General features: G+C 61.4%; 11 protein-coding genes. 8 read left to right on the top strand and 3 right to left on the bottom strand.

The window, feature by feature from the left end:
- Positions 1-832: 832 nt before the first annotated feature.
- The 3 genes from H7C86_RS22550 (at position 833) to H7C86_RS22560 (ending at position 6,591) form a co-directional block, all read left to right on the top strand.
- Entirely contained in the window at positions 833-5,440 is a 4,608-nt protein-coding gene (locus H7C86_RS22550) for a DUF5979 domain-containing protein (RefSeq protein ID WP_182262288.1), read from the top strand.
- 125 nt (positions 5,441-5,565) lie between these two features.
- Entirely contained in the window at positions 5,566-5,709 is a 144-nt protein-coding gene (locus tag H7C86_RS22555) for a hypothetical protein (protein WP_003945342.1), read from the top strand.
- Positions 5,710-5,775: 66 nt separating this feature from the next.
- The gene (locus H7C86_RS22560) at positions 5,776-6,591 is read left to right on the top strand and encodes a class E sortase (RefSeq protein ID WP_021333434.1); all 816 of its coding nucleotides are present in this window, start codon (positions 5,776-5,778) and stop codon (positions 6,589-6,591) included.
- Between the two features lie 364 nt (positions 6,592-6,955).
- On the opposite strand, the gene H7C86_RS22565 is transcribed toward H7C86_RS22560, so the two are convergent.
- The gene (locus tag H7C86_RS22565) at positions 6,956-7,240 is read right to left on the bottom strand and encodes a putative quinol monooxygenase (protein ID WP_182262273.1); all 285 of its coding nucleotides are present in this window, start codon (positions 7,238-7,240) and stop codon (positions 6,956-6,958) included.
- Positions 7,241-7,450: 210 nt separating this feature from the next.
- Between H7C86_RS22565 and H7C86_RS22570 the strand changes: the two genes are divergently transcribed.
- On the top strand, positions 7,451-9,628 hold the full coding sequence (locus H7C86_RS22570) for a glutamine synthetase III (protein ID WP_019749120.1): 2,178 nt from the start codon (positions 7,451-7,453) through the stop codon (positions 9,626-9,628).
- Between the two features lie 84 nt (positions 9,629-9,712).
- Here H7C86_RS22570 and H7C86_RS22575 read toward each other — a convergent pair whose 3' ends face one another.
- Positions 9,713-11,047, bottom strand: a complete 1,335-nt coding sequence (locus tag H7C86_RS22575) for a DUF4185 domain-containing protein (RefSeq protein WP_182262289.1) — start codon at positions 11,045-11,047, stop codon at positions 9,713-9,715.
- Between the two features lie 270 nt (positions 11,048-11,317).
- Here H7C86_RS22575 and gdhA point away from each other — a divergent pair, with 270 nt between their 5' ends.
- The 4 genes from gdhA (at position 11,318) to H7C86_RS22595 (ending at position 15,329) form a co-directional block, all read left to right on the top strand.
- A complete protein-coding gene (gdhA, locus tag H7C86_RS22580; RefSeq protein WP_003945368.1) occupies positions 11,318-12,661 on the top strand; it encodes an NADP-specific glutamate dehydrogenase in 1,344 nt (447 codons plus the stop codon).
- 486 nt (positions 12,662-13,147) lie between these two features.
- Positions 13,148-14,407, top strand: a complete 1,260-nt coding sequence (locus H7C86_RS22585; protein ID WP_182262274.1) for a CdaR family transcriptional regulator — start codon at positions 13,148-13,150, stop codon at positions 14,405-14,407.
- Between the two features lie 363 nt (positions 14,408-14,770).
- Positions 14,771-14,917 carry a hypothetical protein gene (locus tag H7C86_RS22590; protein WP_167333749.1) on the top strand — a complete coding sequence of 49 codons (147 nt, stop codon included), beginning with the start codon at positions 14,771-14,773 and terminating at the stop codon, positions 14,915-14,917.
- Between the two features lie 244 nt (positions 14,918-15,161).
- Positions 15,162-15,329, top strand: a complete 168-nt coding sequence (locus H7C86_RS22595) for a hypothetical protein (RefSeq protein ID WP_003945367.1) — start codon at positions 15,162-15,164, stop codon at positions 15,327-15,329.
- A 175-nt stretch (positions 15,330-15,504) separates the two neighbouring features.
- Here H7C86_RS22595 and H7C86_RS22600 read toward each other — a convergent pair whose 3' ends face one another.
- Complete coding sequence (locus H7C86_RS22600) at positions 15,505-15,750, bottom strand: hypothetical protein (RefSeq protein WP_019749125.1); 246 nt, start codon at positions 15,748-15,750, stop codon at positions 15,505-15,507.
- Between the last annotated feature and the right edge of the window lie 9 nt (positions 15,751-15,759).

The following is a 15,759-nucleotide window of genomic DNA, read 5'->3' on the forward strand; positions in this document are numbered from 1 at the left end:
ACAGCAAATAAGGGTCAGTGAACTGCATAAAGGCTCATTCGGTACAGCAGCGCCGACTCGGCTCGGCCGCTCACCGATTGTCGAAAAGGGCCAAGGCAGGCATTCAACTGATGGTCGAGATCGAATTGTGATGAACCAGCCAGTTAACTTGAAAGAAATCAACGGAAGATAGATATAGCCAGGTAAGCGCAGTTTTTCTTGCATGGACGCACGTCCATGGCGTGTCCAGCTATGCGATTTGCTCGTGTTAGATTCCTGATTGCGCATCGCCCGGTTTGCGCCTTCTGCGTTGTTTGCGCGGAATTTGCATCTTCTCGCGAAGGCCCCGCGCAAATTTCTTTACGTTGTGCCAAAGAAAGGAATTTCATGAAAACCGTCACGGCAGCGAAGCACGTAGCACGAAGACTCCCCCCTCGGAGCCATCGCACTGTTGCTTTTGCTATCCGGGATGGTGCTCATGCCAGAACTGCAATGAATCGCGCAGGAAAGATCCTCGGCCGCAGCCTTTAGTACCTCGTAGGTCGTCGCGTTAGGTAATACCGGCGGTCGATTTTTCTTGGAATTTCCTGGCCTACCCAGAGCCGGCCGTCGGTCTGCGCTGGCGCCAACCAGGTCCGATTACCAACTGTTCGGCTCCGCAATAGGTCGCCTGAGAATCACCAACGCTCGCATCCAGGCTCCAGAGCTGCTCAAAGGTCCCGTTTCGCTATTCGACGGCCCCGGAAACGGGGCCTAAATCATGTGTTCTGAACGAAAGGTGTTCGTCATGCGTAACCGTGTCTTCCCACGCCGTGCCGGGGAGGGGGTGGTGTCTCGGTGGGCAGCTTTGGGGATGATCGTTGCGGTCCTGGCGCTGGTCGTATCGTCGTTCTCTTTCGTCCAGGTTGCCTCAGCAGATGACATCGGGACCTCGACCACCACAGTTCCGACCACCACAGTTCCGACCACAACGAAGCCGCCCGCGACTACGACGGAGGCGCCACTGAAAACGACGGCGCCGCCTACTTCCACGTCGGAGTCACCCACTTCTGCGAAACCGCCGATCACATCCACAGCGCCCCCGTCTACGACTTCTGTGGCGGCGCAGCGACTGGCCGCACGCGGAGTCAATCCCGGCATCGATGTGAAAATCACCGACGTCCAGGTCGAGGGAAAGAACGACCAGCAGATTACGGTCGGGGACTCCGTCACCGTGAAGGGCACTTGGGACGCGTCAAGCGCGAGTCCGCAGCCGGGCGACCAGTTCACCATTGAATTCCCTGGCGAGCTGAAGCTTCAGTCCAACCCGACGATCGCGCTGGAGGGCGACGATGGGACGGTTTGGGGCACATGCGATCTGGCTGCTTCCACCAATCTCATGACCTGCGTGCTCTCCGTCGCTGTGGCGGATCGGCCGGACGAGGTGAAGGGCGATTTCTTCGTCTACACGAAGGCAGTCGAGTACACCACGTCAGAGACTGTGGATTTCACGATCAACAACAAGGTCACGCCGGTCGACCTGCCCGGCACGGGCGGCATCACCGACGGCCGCGTAATCGGCGAGTCGACGAAGTCCGGCAAACTCCAGGACAACAAGCAGTCAGTGCGGTGGACCATCGACATCCCCGGCGCCGATCTGGCCAAGTTGGACGCAGGCAACACCGGTTCGGTGACCCTGAGCGACGAGCTCTCCGACAACATGAAGGTGTGTGCAGGCAGCCTGCTCAACGCGAAGCTGTGGTCCGGTCGCCCGGGCGATCTCAAAGAGACCCCCGGCGGCGTCACCGTCGCTCAAGCCGACGCGGGTGATCAGGTCACCATCAACATCAACAACGGCGCGCCCTTCGAGGGCAACAAACTCTACCGCATCGAGTACACCTCATGCACGACCAGCGGCGTGGTGGATCTCAAGGGGACTCAGTACACCAACTCCGTGACGATCGGTGACAACACGGTGGCTTCGGATGGCGTGGGACAGGACTATGCGCCGCAGACCGAGCCCTGGAAGGGTGGCTACCTCGACGGCGGTAAGCGCAATATGGAAGCCGTCTGGACGATTGTGGTTCCGGGCACCGACATTGCCGCCAACAACCACAAGATCGACATCACCGACACCTTCGGCGGCCCCCATTCGGTCTGTGCCTCGGGCGTGCAGGTAGTCATCGAGAAGTCTGACTACCTCCCAGGGCGGGAGAACGAACCCAACTACCGCACTCCTGCCGCAGGATTCACCATTGCTCCCATCGGCGCAGTAGCCGGCGCGAGTACCTTCACCGCGGCGATCACTGTGGATAACCCGGACACGTTCAACGAAGAGCAGTATTACTACGTCACGTACCGGACCTGCCTGACCACCACCGAGGTGCCAGACTCCGAGGACCATCTCACCAACTCGGCGGTCGTCAACAAGACGTCGATCACGGGAAAGACTGAGGGGCCTGGGTTCACGAGCGGCAAGAACGGCGCGATCAACACCACGTCGCAGACTGTCGGCGGCGTGGAGCAGCCGGCAGGCACCACCCTCAATTGGACCGTGGAAATCTCCGGACACGATCTCGAGGGCCTTACGGAACCGGCGGTCATCAACGACAGGTTCTCACCGAACATGACGGTGTGTGAAATCGGCGGCGATCTCAAGAGCAACCTCAATCTCAAGGTCGTCGCGCAAGACTTCTTCGACGGCAACAAGAAACGCGATATCACCGATGCCACCTCGGTGGCGCGCGCCGACGGCGGTTTCGATCTCACTCTCCCGCGTGACGCGGACGGTTACAGCCGTCAGACGAAGTACCTCGTCAGCTACACCCTGTGCACCAGCAGCGGCGGACTCGACCAGCGCGACACGGAATACGCCAATACCCTCACCTATGCCGGCAAGCAGACGCTGTCGCAGAGCGTCAAGCAGGAATGGGGCGGTGGCGGCACCGGTCAAGGTGTGTCGCGGGGCTCGTTCTCGCTGCTGAAGGAGATCGCTCCCTTCTCCGAGAAATTCCCGCAAGACACCGAGTTCACCGTGAAAGTCGAGGAGTTCGCCCCCGGGCAAAACCCAGCGACCGACGCCCCGGTGAGCTCCTACGAGATCAAGGTGAAGGCTGACGGGACACCGGTCAGTGGGATCAACCCCCGCGGAACCGGCTGGCAGATCCGACTGTCCGAGATCAACCTCCCCACCGTTGACGGTGTGTATTTCGAGAGAGGGACGTTCCGCCCGTCAGAGGGTGTGACGCTCAACGGGGACCGCACCGAGGCGCTGGTGACCATCACGCCGAAGAGCAATGTCGGTGTCACACTGCTCAACAAAGCGAGTCTGGGATCGGCGAGGATCACCAAGTCCGTCATCGGTGACGGAGCGCGCACGGGACTCGAGGCTTTCGTCGTCAACGCAGAGATCGCCTTCGGTGACGACGCCGCCGGCAACGAGTTGCGTCAATTCACTCTGAAGGACGGTCAGCACTACGACCTGGGCAAATTGCCCATCGGAGCGAAAGTCACCTTCACCGAGGTCCAACCGACGAACACCGACCTCGTGACGTGGTCGGAGCCGGTGATCAACCCGAAGACGCTCACCATCGGCACCGACGCGTCGGCGAACACGGTCTCCGTCACCAACGAGGCCACGATCACGCAAGGCACCTTCGAAGTGAGCAAGAAACTCACGGGCCCGAAGGCGTCCGACACGGCCGTACCGGCGAGCTTCGACGTGATTGCCACCTGGCTCGATACGGACGACAAACCGCAGAGCAAGACACTGTCTCTTCCGTCCGACGGCACCGCGGTTCCGTTCGGCGAGAACCTGCCCGGTGGCACCGAAGTCACACTTACAGAGCTGGTTCCGGCAAACGGTGACGGTCTCGCCTATGGCGTGCCCGCATACTCCGGGAATGTCAGGATCAATCCGGACAACGCAGCCGTGGTGACCATCGGCAAGGATCTGCGCAAGATCGAGGTGTCGAACTTCGTCGACGTCAACGACGGCACTCTGCGCATCGCAAAGCAGGTCGGCGGTGAGGCCGCCGAGGCCGTCGGCGACGACGTGGAGTTCACGGTCGAGGCGCGTTGGCGCGACGGTGTGGAGTACCGCACCCAGGTGCTGAGCGTCAAGCAGGGACAGACCACACCGCTCGGCGTCGACCTCCCCGTCGGCACCGAGGTGACCTTCACCGAGACCGGCCGTCCCGATGTCGACGGAGTCGAGTGGGGCACCATCTCCTGGGGAACCAGCCCGGAAGGCGAATCGTGGCTGCATTCGAACCTCGACGGCGCCGCGACGGGCATAGTCTCCGACGACCCGACCGACGGTCGACTGATCACGCTGTCGAACGAGGCGCTGTGGAAATTCGGATCGGTCGAATTCACGAAGTTCATCCTCGACGCTGACGGCAACCCCGTCCGCGCCCCCGAGGCCGACCTGCCTGACAGCACGAAGTTCGAAGTCCGTATCGACGGAATCGATCCGGCGCTCCCCGCCGGAACCGATTTCCCGGCAGTGGGCCAGACCATCACCCTCGATGCCGGAAACGACTGGAGCTGGACGTCCGACGAGGTTGTGCCGCGGAACACCGTGATCACCTTCTCCGAGGTCGACCCCAAGCCCCTGGCCGGTATCGACTGGGCGCGGCCGTATTACTACGTGTCCGCGGATGCCGGTGACGCCGAATACCGCGACACCGTCAAGGCGGTAGCCGGTGAGAAGGCTGTGGTGGAGATCCACAACCGCCCGATCCCGACCACCGAGGTGGATATCGACAAGATCGTGACCGGCCCCAAGGGCGGCCAGGTGGCCAAGGACGGATCCACGATCTTCCAGGTCACGACTTCGTGGACGGACATCGACAATGAGGCGCGGTCTTGTGTTCTCGATGTCAGACCGGGCGCTTCGGTCACTCCGACCGCCCAGTGCGACGCAGCCGTCATCGACGGCCGGGTCCAGTTCCCGCTGAACACCGACATCACTTTCACAGAATCCGGTGCTCACACTGACGTCACCAACGTCAAGTGGGGTGAAGTGATCTGGGGCGTCAAGGAAGGCAAGGCGGACGTCTCGAATATCGACGGCGAACCGACCGCAACTTCCGTCAAGCTCACCGGCGAAGCAAACAAGTCGGTGGTCCTGGGACTCGAGAACAAAACCAGCAGCAATGGGCTGATCATCATCCCGATCCCGATCCCGCTGCCGCCGTGGGAAATCCCGACGTGGCCGGGCTCTGAGGTACCCGGAGGACCAGGCACCGACGTGTCGACTCCCGGCAACAACACTCCCGGCAATAACGGTGGTGGACACAACGGTGCTCCGGGCACGCCTGCTCTGGGAAATCCTGCTCAGGCCAAACCGGACCAGTCATCGTCCCTGCCGGTAACCGGCGCGAACGTCATCTGGCTCGCCGGTCTGGCGCTGGCGCTGATCGGCGGTGGCGCATGGCTCACCCTGCGTAACCGCAAGCGTGCACCCGGCCAGGAGTAACTCCCAACCAGGAATACCGAAACAGGGCGGGTGGCGACCTACGCCTGGTCGCCCCCGCCCTGTTTCACCGTCACGACGTATCTATCTCGCGGCCCCCGTGGCCCACCCCTCGAAGGAGAAACACCATGTCATTCCTCCCGTTCCCGATCGTCATCGAAGGCATCGAGACCACTGGTTCTGCCGCGATCGACGGGCTCGGTCGCCTGTCCGTACTCCTTTACGATCTCCTCGGCGGTACCGGAAGCGCCACGATCAACGCGGGCAGCTAGTTCGATACGGCACCAATTCGACACATCAGCTAGCTCGGTAGATCTGTGAAGAGGAGACCCCGGTCCGTGAGCGATACCAAAGTTCCAGGGCGTCGGCGGCCGGGCACAGGCCAGGTAATCGGCGAACTGCTCCTCACGGCCGGGGTCGTCGTCCTGCTGTTCGTCATCTATGAGGCGTTCTGGACCAATATCGTCTCAGGGCGGCTCCAGGACGAGCTCAACAACAGTCTGGAGGAATCCTGGGCCGAAGTCCCCGAAGCCCCAGGAGCGATCGACGGTCAGCCGGTGTCCCCGCTGATCCCTGTGCTCGGCGAGGGATTCGCGCGCGTGCATTTCCCCACACTCGGCGCCGCGTACGCAATCGTCGAGGGCACACGCAACGAGGACCTGCGGGCCGGCCCCGGCCACTACCCGGACTCGCAGATGCCCGGCGAAGCCGGAAACTTCGCGCTCGCCGGGCACCGCAATGGTTCCGGCGCAGTCTTCCAACACCTGGATCGACTCGATGCATGCGATGCCGTCGTCGTGGAGACCGAGTCCCAGTGGATGACGTACCGGTTACTCCCACTCGACCAGGCCTCACCCGAACGTCGCGCTGCGGCGAAAGCCTGCTTGAATCCCGAGCAAGCCGATCGGGTTTCCGAAGGCGACTACGCCCATCTCCTCGGGCGGCACATCACCGTGCCCGGGGATGTTGCGGTCGTCAACCCGCTGCCCGGAAGCCCTTGGGCCGAGCCCGACGCCACGCTGGAAAGTATGTTGACACTGACCACGTGCCATCCGCTCTACTCGAACAGCGAACGCTTGATCGTCCACGCGGTTCTCGTCGAAACAATCTCGAAGACTTCGCGCACCATTCCCGCGGCATTCCAGGAGCAATGAATGTACGGCTACCTCTGGGGCGCGCTCCCCGGCCCCCAACCAGTGAAGGCCCTGCTGGCGATCGTTCTCTTGGTCGCGGTGGTGCTGCTACTCATGGAATTCGTATTTCCTTGGGTGTCAGAGCATATGCCCTACTCCGACGTGACCGTATAGAGCGCCCGTGCAGGTCGGCCGACACCGGCACAAGGCCCGGCTGGAGCCCGAAGGCGCTGTCCTACATCGGACTCGACGGACCTACGATGATTCTGGCGTGTCGACGCAAACCAGTTTCCGCGTGTGTCGGAACGGCTCGCCTAGTTGACGCTCGAGGCTCTCCGGAATGTTCGTTCGACGCCTGAGCGAGCACTGAGACCGGACTCCGCCGCTACAGAACCTTCGTGAAGATCTGCGCCGGCGCTGCCGTCTCGAGCTTGTCCAGCGCCTCAACCAACCTGACGAAGTGCTCGGTATGAGTGTGGGCGTCGAGGTGCTCCTGCGATTCCCATTCCTCCGCCAACACGAGCTCGCAGGGATTGTCGGTGCGCTGCAGTAACTCGTAATTGATGCAGCCGACCTCTTTTCGGGTCTCGGTGACAAGTTCTTCGTACAACCGAAGCACTTCCGCGAGATCGCTCTGCTCCACCGTTGTTGGCACCAACACCCTGATCACGAAGACTCTCCGATTCGACTGTCCTGCAATAGCCCGTCGGCTCGAAGTCTGCCGTAGACCTCCGACAGATCGACATTTCCGTTGTGACTCGAAGTTTGCGGACAGGCGCAATATCTACGAAACACCCCCGATACCGGAGGTTCGTAGGGTTTGCCGAAGTCGGGCTCGCAATCAGCAGCGCAGCCCTGGGCCCGGGCGAGGGGTAAGCACATGAGTGGAAATGCAGTTCGCTTGCAAGCGATCAAGGACGTCGAGGCCTACACACCTCCGGTGGTCAGTTTCACCACCGACGAGACACCCGGCGAGGTGTTCGGTGCCAACGTCTTCAACAAGGTGGTCATGCAGAAGCGACTGCCCAAGCTCGTCTACAAGTCGGTGATGGCGACGATCGAGCAAGGCAAACCGCTTGATCCCATGGTCGCCGATGCGGTCGCGTCGGCGATGAAGGACTGGGCGTTGGAGAAAGGCGCAACCCACTACGCCCACGTCTTCTATCCACTGACCGGGTTGACGGCCGAGAAGCACGACAGCTTCCTCGAGCCGGTCGGCGACGGCAGTGCATTGGCGGAGTTCGCCGGCAAGACCTTGATCCAAGGTGAACCCGACGCCTCGAGTTTCCCGAACGGCGGGCTGCGCAACACATTCGAGGCTCGCGGATACACCGGCTGGGATGTCACGAGCCCGGCCTACGTTCTCGAAAACCCCAACGGCAACACACTGTGTATCCCGACCGTGTTCGTTTCGATGACCGGCGAAGCGCTCGACCACAAGACTCCCCTGCTGCGTTCACAACAGGCAATGGGTTTCCACGCCGAACGAATCCTGAAGTTGTTCGGCCACGACGACCCCGAGCACATCGTGTCGTTCTGCGGTCCCGAGCAGGAGTACTTCCTGATCGATCGACACTTCTTCCTCGCACGCCCCGACCTCCTCAACGCCGGCCGAACACTCTTCGGCGCAAAGCCGCCCAAGGGCCAGGAGTTCGACGACCACTACTTCGGGGCGATCCCGGAACGTGTGCTCGGATTCATGATGGACACCGAGCGGGAACTGTTCAAACTCGGCATCCCCGCCAAGACACGGCACAACGAGGTTGCCCCCGGCCAGTTCGAAATCGCCCCGATGTTCGAGCGAGGCAACATCGCCGCCGACCACCAGCAGTTGCTGATGACCACCTTCAAAACCATCGCCAAGAAGCACGGCATGGAATGTCTGTTCCACGAGAAGCCGTTCGACGGTGTCAACGGCTCCGGCAAGCACGTCAACTTCTCGCTGGGCAACTCCGAACTCGGCAGTTTGCTTGTCCCCGGCGACAATCCGCATGACAACGCCCAGTTCCTCGTATTCTGCGCCGCAGTCATCCGGGCCGTCCACAAATACGCCGGCCTCCTGCGCGCGTCGGTCGCATCGGCAACCAACGATCACCGTCTCGGTGCCAACGAGGCTCCCCCGGCAATCATCTCGATCTTCCTCGGCGATCAACTGGCCGACGTCTTCGAGCAGATCGCCAAGGGCGCGGCAACATCGTCGAAGGACAAGGGCACCATGATGATCGGAGCCGACACCCTTCCCGTCCTGCCGACCGATCCGGGCGACCGCAACCGCACGAGCCCGTTTGCCTTCACCGGCAACCGTTTCGAGTTCCGCGCACCAGGATCGCTGCAAACAGTCAACGGCCCGATGGTCACCATCAACACGATCATGGCCGAGGCCTTGGACTACATGGCCACCGAACTGGAGGCCGCGGTCGCCGACGGCGCGGATTTCGACACCGCCGTCCAGAATCTGCTCACCGAGATCATCACCAACCACGGTGCGGTTGTCTTCAACGGCGACGGTTACTCGGAGAACTGGCAGATCGAGGCCGAGTCTCGCGGCCTGCCGAACCTTCGCACGACGCTGGACGCCCTTCCTGAACTGATCACCGAGTCCTCGATGGAACTCTTCGAGAAGTACAAGGTCTTCAACCACCGAGAGATGCACAGTCGCTACGAGGTCGGACTCGAACAGTACGCACTGAGCATCGGCGTCGAGGCACGCCTGGCCGCCGAAATCGGTACGACGCTGATCCTTCCGGCTGCAGTGCGCCACCAGACGGAAGTTGCGCAGAACTTCGTCGCACTGAAGTCCGCCGGCCTCGAACCGGATTCAGCTCCGCTCGAAGAAGTGTCGGCGCCCGTTGCGGCTCTGCGCACAGCGCTCGCGGCCCTGCGCGCAGCAATCGACACCGACGCCGGCGAGTCGCCATTCGATCAGGCCAAGCACGCACAGGACGCACTCCTGCCCGCCATGGCAGAGGTACGTGCAGCGGCCGACTTCCTCGAAACCATCGTCGCCGACGATCACTGGCCACTCCCGACGTATCAGGAAATGCTCTTCATTCTCTGAGCATCACCCGAATATCACTACCCACAGAACTATGGCCTGCAACTCGATCGAGTTGCAGGCCACAGTTGTTGAATCTTGCTCGGGCTAGCGGTCTTCCGGCATCGTGACTTCGAGGACGCGAGCCTCACCGGTGGTCGCGGGGTCAGGACGATCGCGCGAATCCGACGACGCCATCTTGAGTCCGTTCAAGTCGGTTCGCATGTAGATGACGTTGTAACGGTCCCACGTGGTCGCGACGAATTCGAGGAACTGTCCGCTCGCCCACGGGTGCATGAATCCGCCGTACAACGCGGGCAACGTGATTCCACTCAACAGGGTCTGCGTACCACTCCACGGGCCTTGCGGTTGGTCGGCCTGACGGATCACCAGGTTGCCCTCGGCACTGGTGTACATGGCAACGTACTTGTTCAGGTAGTCGTTCCACTGCACGGCAAGTTCACTGACCGGTGCCTTGATGACCTGAACGGCATCGGTATCTCGCGGACTCCAACCGGAGCCGTCCCAGTATTCGTAGGCGCCGAGGTTTCTGATGTCGGCGCCGGCCACTCGCGCCAGGACCGCCTTACCGAAACGACCTGAAGGAGTTCCGTATTCGTACAGGTAACCATCGCGTCCGTCGAGGAAGGCGCTCTGCTGGAAGGTGGAATTGATCGGTGATACCGCCGGAATCCCCGGGATACCGAGTCCTTCTGTGTTCGCGCGAACCGTCGCCGGATCGAGCTCCCAGTTCTCGCCGTTGTCCGTGGAGAAGGCCAGAGCCGAGTAGTTGGTGGTCCAGGCTCCTGGTTCGTCCCACGACCGAACGGACATGAATCTGATGTACTGCACACCACCGTAAGAGATTCCAGCGGTCGGGATGGTGGTGAACTCGCCCGGAATGCCGAATCCCGGAATGATCTCCTTGGAATGATTGGGGCCGTCCAAAGGAGAACTGTCGATCTTCATGCCGTCGGCGATGGCGGTGTCGTTGCTGCGGAACAACACGTTGCTGCGCCAGTCGTCACCCGGGGTGTCGCAGTCGCCAACCGTATCGCCGAATGCCATCAGAACGTCGTGATCCGGCCCCGAAAGACCGTTGTCCCACATGATTCCGAGGTCGGTTCCCGACACGTTGAACCGCTCGATCGTGTTGTTGGGACTGCCTGGGCCAGTGACCATTTCGATCGCTTTGGTGCGGCCGGTCAGCACCGGCAGAGCACCGTTGGGCGCGCCGGTGATCCAGGGCAACGCGTTGGCGAGGGAGCCGGTACCGGCGGAACCACTGCCAAGTGATCCGGTCAGCGAACCGAGCGAACCCGTCATCGATCCGGCGGAACCACTTCCTCCCGACCCACACGGTCCGCCGATCGCCGACGCAGACGGTGCTGCGGCAATCGTCGCGGCAATCGTGACGACGCCTATCGACAACATCGCCGACATGGAGTGTTTATTACGCACGTGCAGCCCCTCTGATCATTTCGACTCCCGTTCGGACCACAGGCACAGTGATCCCCGACCGCAGAAGCAAACCATTTGGACTGTGTTAAGAGAGTGAAAGCTGAGCAAATTGTTATAAATCGCCCGTTCAACTGACACAAGTGACAGCTGTGTCCGATTTCACCTTCACAGGACAGTTGTCCGATACAGCAATAAAGGCGCCTAGTATGTAACGGAAATGTAAAAGAGTTCTCACAACGAGGTAGGTGAGCGGTGTCCGTACGTGACCGCGTAGCGCAGATTTACGATCAGGTTTTGGTTCGCAATGCAGGAGAGCCCGAGTTCCATCAGGCCGCCGCAGAGGTCTTCGAGTCTCTTCACGTAGTGCTCGAACGCCACCCCCGCTACGCCGACGCCGGACTCATCGAGCGGCTTTGCGAGCCGGAACGCCAGATCATCTTCCGCGTGCCGTGGACCGACGACCAGGGCAACGTTCACGTCAACCGTGGCTTCCGCGTGCAGTACAACAGTGCACTCGGCCCCTACAAGGGCGGCCTGCGCTTCCACCCCAGCGTCAACCTGGGCATCGTGAAGTTCCTCGGCTTCGAGCAGATCTTCAAGAACTCACTCACCGGCCTGCCCATCGGCGGCGGCAAGGGTGGCTCGGACTTCGATCCCAAGGGCCGCTCCGACGCAGAGGTCATGCGCTTCTGTCAGTCCTTCATGACCGAACTGCAGCGTCACATCGGTGAATACACCGACGTTCCGGCCGGCGACATCGGCGTCGGCGGTCGCGAGATCGGCTACCTGTTCGGTCAGTACAAGCGGCTGACCAACACGTACGAGTCGGGCGTCCTCACCGGCAAGGGCATCACCTGGGGCGGATCGCAGGTTCGCACCGAGGCCACCGGCTACGGCGTCGCGTACTTCGTCGCCGAAATGCTCAAGGCAAAGGGTGAAGGCCTCGAAGGCAAGAACGTCGTGATCTCCGGATCCGGCAATGTCGCCATCTACGCAATCCAGAAGATCCACCAGCTCGGCGGCGTCGCGATCGCCTGCTCGGATTCCTCGGGATACATCGTGGACAAGAAGGGCATCGATCTCGACCTCCTCAAGGAGATCAAGGAAGTTCGCCGCGGCCGCATCAGCGAGTACGCCGACGCAGTTCCGCATGCCGAGTTCATCGCCGATGGTTCCATCTGGGACGTGCCGTGCGACGTCGCACTCCCCTGCGCGACTCAGAACGAGCTCGACGAAGATGCCGCAAAGACCTTGATCGCCAACGGCGTTCAGGCCGTTGCCGAAGGCGCGAACATGCCCACCACCCCCGGCGGCATCCAGCTCTTCCGTGACGCGAACGTAGCCTTCGCGCCCGGCAAGGCGGCCAACGCCGGTGGCGTCGCAACCTCCGCCCTCGAAATGCAGCAGAATGCTTCGCGTGATTCCTGGAGCTTCGAGTACACCGACGAGCGTCTCGCCGGAATCATGCGCGGCATTCACAAGCGCACCATCAACACCGCTGCCGAGTACGGAAAGCCGGGCGACTACGTGCACGGCGCGAACATTGCCGGCTTCGTGAAGGTGGCCGACGCCATGATTTCGCTGGGCGTCATTTAGAGATTTCCGCAATACAGACAGCAGTACAAAAAGGGGTGATTTCACCCTGAACCGGTTCCCGTACATCGGACTGGTCGAATCAATACCTAGGCCTCGAGGGCCCTGGGTCCGCGAGGGCCCAGGGCCCTCGAGCTTGATCTGAGCAAATCGCCCGCGACGAGCACCATGGGCGCCGGCAATGATCCCAGACGGAACTCGTGGTGTCCTCCGAATCCGTTTTCCCCCCTGACGTCGAAAAACACCGTAAGTGGACGATTGTTTAGGTCCGCAGCGCGTGGGGCATATGGACTTATCTTCACATTTGTCCATTTCACAGTTGGACGATCGTTCATGTGGTAGAAATCACAACGCCTGGCGCAATTCGATCCGCAAATTTCAGCGGCGAGTATGCCCCCGAACAAGGCCTCAGCGTGTACCCCGCTTCGTAACGCGCCGAGCCTCCGGGTGCCTGTGCCAGGCGACGCACCTGTCTAGAGGAGGCCACCCATGTCCCCAGCGCTGCTGAACAACCCGGGACCGCTCATGTTGGGAGGCAAGCCCGCCTCCACAGCGGTCAACGACGTCATCCCACTGGCAAGCGATCTCGTAGATCACCTGTCCCGTGCCAACCCGACGTTGACTTCCCTCCAAACGGAGGCAGTTCGTCGGGAACTGATTGCGGTGATCGTGCAGGGGCTCCAAGTGGGGATCCAGCTGCTGGATCACCGCAAACTTCCCACCGACCAAGAGTTGGACGGCATTCACACGATGACCGTCCAACAAGCATTGAAAGGCGTGCCACTCAGCGCGATCCTCAACTTGACCAACGAGGGCATCAGCACTTTCCGCACCCTCATCCTCAGCCGGGCCGACGCCGAGGACTCCGCCAATCTCGGGGATCTCAACGAGTTCTTGTTCGCACTCGCGCAGCGGCTTCACTCGTTCATCTCGATCAGCTATCTCTCGGCTCTTCCAGCTGGCTCCCAACTCGGGGAATACTCCGCCGGCGCTCTCGTGAAAGCCATGATGGACGGCGACGATCCCACCCAGCTTGCGTTGCAGATGGGCGTTGAACTCGCACCCCGCTATCTCGTCCTGCGGCTCCTGGTGAACCTGCCGCCCATCCGCCCGGGAGCACGCAACGGCAACCACCAGCGCATACAGGCCTACCGTGACCTCTCCGTCGCTCAATCGAAAATCGCGGCCCACTTCGGGTCGGCGCTGCTCGAAGCTCCTGCACCGCAACGTGGTCTGGTCCTGATCGAGGGCACACCCGACTGGGGAACAGTGTGCGAGGTCATCCAACGTGCACGCGCAACGGTCGGGGTGGAGATCACAGCAATCGCCGAGAACGCCGCGGTACGAGATATCGCCGCCGCCCAAGCAACCACTCACGAATTGGCGCAACTCGTGCGGCGCCTGAGACTGCCGGCGCGGTCGTACCGAATGGAAGACCTCGCGCTCGAGTATCAACTCACTCGGGGTGGCGCAGGCCGCGACAGCTTGATCAATCTTCTAAGGCCACTCGACGGCAATCCGGAACTGCTGCAGACATTGTCCATACATCTCGCCAACGGCCAGCATCGTCAGCGCACCGCGTCGGCGCTCGGCCTGCACACCAACACCGTCGACAATCGAATCAAGCGCATCGCAACCCTGACCGGATTGGATCCGGCCCTGCCCTCTGAACTGCTCAAACTGCGCGCTGCCATGATCTCTCTGACTTTCGCAAGCACTGATGTGGACAATCGTCCAGCGAAAATGTGAACACTCACATCCTCGCTATTAGCTGTCCACGTGTGGCGCCTGGACCCCACTTTTCCGCTCCGAACCGGGCTATAAAAGTGTGGTGCGAATCACCGCGCAAACCAGTAACAATTAAGGGGAAACACATGATCAACGGCCAGGATAACGCTCTCCTCGGTGCCTTCTTCGACACCATCCTGCAGCTCTTCAACGCGGGCAGCACCGGCACGGGCTCGACGGATGGCGGCGGCGTCTCCTAGGACGAATCTCGGGCCCTGTGCGAGAGAATCTCTCGCGCAGGGCCCGCTCCAAGCCGCCTGACACTGTGATGGCGGTGACCACGGTGACCACCACGTCGCCACCGCTGAAACCAGGAGCAAGCACATGATCGCCGCACCAACCACAGGCGCTTTGGCCGTCGTCATGAACACCGTCCTACAGATGTTCAACGCCGGCAGCAGTTTCCTCTACACCAACAACTCTCCGATTGGCGGCGGCGGCGGCGAAACTCCCACGACGCCTGCTCCCTGATCGACTTACCCGCTCGCATCACAAAGTCGCGGCACAGACAGGAACCACTGTGATAAACCAGCACACCCTGGGCAGCCTGGTCATCGACTTCGGCTCACTCTCCCGAGCACTCGGCTTCGGCAACGGCTCTATCGTGTCGCTCGGCAGCACCGGAAGTGGCTGAAACAGCCCGCCTGACCACGTCGACGATCCCGTCGCCGCTCACCTTGCTCACCACATCTCGAAACAGAAAGCAGGTCCCCCTGTGCCTACAATTCCGCTCACCGGCGACCCCATCGTCATCAACATCATCGTCCAGCTACTGAGCGCGGGTAGCAGCAATGCGCTCGCATTGGGCGGGGTCGGTAGCAGCGGTCTCGGTAGCACCGGGCTCGGCAGCTTCGACTCGGCGAGCCTCGGAAGTGCTGCTTAGGACCTCACTCGTGATCGGTGTTCGATCCGCGTCTTCGGCCGCCGAAACAGTCCACGAAACCCACGTTGCCCTCCGTCATCTGTGACGGAGGGCAACGTGGTCGTTCAGGCGAAACGGCTCGCGGTTGGGCGATCCGGCCGTCGGCCTTACTGTCTCGGCGATCGAAGAGTTGGAATCAACGCCAATCTTCCGGTGGATCGGTCTCGTCGTGCTCGATGGTCACGGACTCCGAACGATCGTCAGCCGCAGCCTTTTTCGCTGCTTCACGCATCTCGATTCCGTCGGACACCCAGTCACCGATCTCGCGCGTCACGTCTCGAACAGCCCCGGCGATGATCATCGCGATGGAGCCCACGTGGTTGGCTGCACTTTCGGTCAGTTCCTGGACCGTGTCCTTGCGGCGTTCGAATTTCCCGACCATCAGTGTGTG

Source organism: Rhodococcus sp. UFZ-B548, from assembly GCF_903819475.1.
GTDB lineage: Bacteria > Actinomycetota > Actinomycetes > Mycobacteriales > Mycobacteriaceae > Rhodococcus_F > Rhodococcus_F erythropolis.